2 protein-coding genes and 2 pseudogenes are annotated in these 2,807 nt (G+C 63.9%); 3 read left to right on the top strand and 1 reads right to left on the bottom strand.

Annotated features, from left to right (window positions below; genetic code table 11):
- From EN906_RS29620 to EN906_RS29610, 3 genes and pseudogenes are all read left to right on the top strand, one after another.
- On the top strand, positions 1-677 hold a 677-nt coding region (locus tag EN906_RS29620; protein ID WP_164777452.1), incomplete at its 5' end, for an ATP-binding protein.
- Positions 674-2,077, top strand: coding sequence for a sigma-54 dependent transcriptional regulator (locus EN906_RS29615; RefSeq protein ID WP_127271088.1), 1,404 nt, complete (start codon positions 674-676; stop codon positions 2,075-2,077). The genes EN906_RS29620 and EN906_RS29615, both read left to right, overlap by 4 nt.
- Positions 2,061-2,478 (top strand): annotated as a pseudogene (locus tag EN906_RS29610) (GNAT family N-acetyltransferase). The gene EN906_RS29615 and the pseudogene EN906_RS29610 overlap by 17 nt, the downstream one beginning before the upstream one ends.
- Before the next feature lie 81 nt (positions 2,479-2,559).
- On the opposite strand, the pseudogene EN906_RS29605 reads toward EN906_RS29610, so the two are convergent.
- Positions 2,560-2,807: pseudogene (locus EN906_RS29605) on the bottom strand (Na/Pi cotransporter family protein); the annotation flags it as partial.

Below are 2,807 nucleotides of genomic sequence, written 5' to 3'. Positions count from 1 at the left end.
AGGCCAACCGGCTTTCCATCCTCGGCCAAATCGCCGCCGGCGTGGCGCACGAGATCAACCAGCCGGTCGCCGCTATCCGCACCTATGCCGAGAATGCGGGCCGCTTTCTCGAAACCGGCAAAACCGAACCGGCCAGCGGCAATCTGACGTCGATCGTGTCGATGACCGAGCGCATCGGCGCGATCACCGGCACCTTGCGTACTTTCGCCCGTCGACCCGGGGTTGCCGCTTCGCCGCTGCCGGTGCGCGAGGCAATTGATGGCGCGCTGTCGCTGCTGTCGGGCCGCATCCGTGATTCCGGCGTGACCATCGTCAAGCCGCGCGGCAATGCCTCGCCGGTGGTCATGGCCAGCCGCATCCGGCTGGAACAGATCCTGGTCAATCTGTTGCAGAATGCGCTGGACGCTATGAAGGACCAGCCCGATCCCCGCATAGAGATCCAACTTGCCGAGCACGACGACAGGGTGCTGATTTCGGTGCGCGACAACGGCCCAGGTCTCGGCCCGGAAGCAGCCGGCAATCTGTTCATGCCGTTCCAGACCACCAAGGAGAAGGGGCTTGGCCTCGGGCTGGTGATCTCGCAGGAGATCGCCCAGGAATTGGGCGGCACGCTGCGGCTCGATCCCGGCAATGGCATCGGCGCATCCTTCACCATCGATTTGAGGCGAATTGAATGATTGAGGGATCAGGGCTGGTGGCGCTCGTCGACGACGATGCGGACCTGCTGCACGCCACAACGCAATTGCTCGAGCTTGCCGGCTTCGCTGTGGTCGCGCGCGACGCCGCCGAGGCAGCGCTTGCCGTTGTCGACAGGACCTTTGAAGGCGTGGTGGTCAGCGACATCCGCATGCCGGGCATGAACGGGCTGCAGCTGTTCGATCGCATCAAGGCGATCGACCCGGACATACCCGTGATCCTGGTCACCGGCCATGGCGACGTCGATCTCGCAGTGGCCGCGCTCAAGGACGGTGTCTACGATTTCATCTCGAAACCCTATGCCGGCGAGCGCCTTGTCGAGGCGCTGAAACGGGCGAGTGAGAAGCGACGGCTGGTGATGGAGAACCGGCGGCTGCGCGAAGCCGCGGCCCTCGCCACTGACGGCCTGCCGCTGATCGGCGAGGCTCCTGCCATCAAGCGACTGCGCGAGACCTTGCGCCAGATTGCCGACATGAACGTCGATGTGCTGGTCGAGGGAGAAACGGGAACCGGCAAGGAAGTGGTGGCGGACCTCCTGCACAGATGGGGGCGACGGCGCGCAAAACCCTTCGTGGCACTGAATTGCGGTGCGCTGCCGGAGACGGTCATCGAGAGCGAGTTGTTTGGCCATGAGGCGGGCGCGTTCACCGGCGCGCAGCGGCGGCGGATCGGCAGCATCGAGCATTCCAGCGGCGGCACGCTGTTTCTCGACGAGATCGAATCCATGCCGCCGGCGCTCCAGGTCAAGCTGCTGCGCGTGCTCGAAACACGCAGCCTCACTCCACTTGGCTCGAACGACATCAGGCGCATCGATCTCAGGGTCGTCGCCGCGACCAAGGTCGATCTGGGGCGGTCGGACCAACGCGGTGATTTTCGCGAGGATCTGTATTTTCGCCTTAACGTGGTGACGCTGCGCATCCCGCCGCTGCGCGAGCGTCGCGGCGATATCCCGATGCTGTTTGGGCATTTCCTGGGCAAGGCGGCAGAACGGTTCGGCCGGCCTGTCGCGAAGATGAACGCTGCGGTCAGCGATCATCTCCAGTCGCATGACTGGCCAGGCAATGTGCGCGAGCTTGCCCATTTTGCCGACCGTGTTGCGCTCGGCCTCGGTCCGGAAGATGGGACGAGGGCGGTCTCCGCGCATTCGCCGGAGCCTACGGCAGCATTGCCCGAACGGGTCGGCCAATACGAAGCACAGCTCATCCGCGACGCGCTGCGCGACCATAGTGGCGAGGTGCGCGGCGCCATCGATGCGCTCGGCGTACCGCGCAAGACCTTTTATGACAAACTCAAGCGCTACGGCATTGCCGCATCAGAGTTTCGCAATGGCGGCGACGCCGACACGCAACCATCTCGGAAAAGCGATGAACACGACGCTTGAAACGACGGCAAATCCCTTGCCGGAAGACCTTACCTTTCTCGCCGAAAGGCTGGCGGCGTTCAACGACGGCGATGTCGGCGCATCCGAAAGGAAGGCGCTTGTGGTGTTTGTGCGCGACGAGGATTGCGCGGTCGTCGCCGGCATTTCCGGTTACACCGCCTGGGGCTGGCTCTACGTGCAATGGCTCTGGGTCGATGAGCGGCTGCGCGGCCAGCATATGGCCGGCAAGATGCTGGATGCGGCCGAACAGGAAGCCATGGCACGCGGTTGCCGGAATGCCTGGATCGACACCTTCAATCCGAATGCCGCCAAAGTCTATCAGCGTCACCTTTGGAACGCTCGCCGATTTCCCTATCGGCCGCAGCCGCATCTTTCTACAGAAGAGGCTGGCGTTGGTCTGATCCATCCCGGCGGAACCGGGATGGACTGTCTTCCTGCCTGACCCGCAATCCGAACGAAGGTGGTTATGGTCCGGCGGACCGTTACTCGGCCGGAACCAGGCCTGGGTCTCCCATCGGGCTTGCTCTGGTTTCCTTGCGTGCCGACGCACGGGCGAGCACGCTTTGGCGGTTTACGGATCTGCGCTCGGCATCGATGCGATGGATCAGGATTTCCGCACGCTCGATCGACCCGAGCAGGGCCAGGATCGTGCCGCGTTCGGCGGCACCGGCATTCGGTCCGAGCGCCAGCGTGCGGGCACGCAGTTCCTCGACCCCAGGCAGATTTACAT

This window comes from Mesorhizobium sp. M7A.F.Ca.CA.004.06.1.1, assembly GCF_003999135.1.
Classification (GTDB): Bacteria; Pseudomonadota; Alphaproteobacteria; order Rhizobiales; family Rhizobiaceae; genus Mesorhizobium.
This window is presented reverse-complemented; position numbering and strand designations above follow the sequence as displayed.